At 51.9% G+C, this 374-nt stretch carries 1 protein-coding gene; it reads right to left on the reverse strand.

Annotated features, from left to right (window positions below):
• The coding region (locus H5162_RS21155; RefSeq protein ID WP_220493649.1) for an Ig-like domain-containing protein at window positions 1–374 on the reverse strand (374 nt) is incomplete at both ends.

The raw sequence follows: 374 nt of genomic DNA on the forward strand, positions 1-374 counted from the left end.
GAGCCGGTGATCAATACACTGTCATCTTCTACGGCATTGATCCGGCCATCAACCTCAATCGGGGTCGTTATGGTCAAGGCATTCGGTGCTGCGTTATCTAAAATCACTGAGGTGCTGGCTGCACTTGAAGTATTGCCCGCTGTATCCGATTGTGTGGCGCTGACGGTGAGCGTGCCATCGTTAAAGCTGCTGACATCAAACTCACTACCACTGATAGTCCATGTACCTGCGCCATCAGCCGTCACAGTACGCGATTGGTTATTCGAACCATCGCTGATAGTCACACTGACACTGGCATTGGCTTCTGCGCCAGAGCCGGTGATCAATACACTGCCATCTTCTACAGCATTGATCCGGCCATCAACCTCAATCGG

The organism is Pseudoalteromonas sp. SR41-8, assembly GCF_014163915.1.
Classification (GTDB): Bacteria; Pseudomonadota; Gammaproteobacteria; order Enterobacterales; family Alteromonadaceae; genus Pseudoalteromonas; species Pseudoalteromonas rhizosphaerae.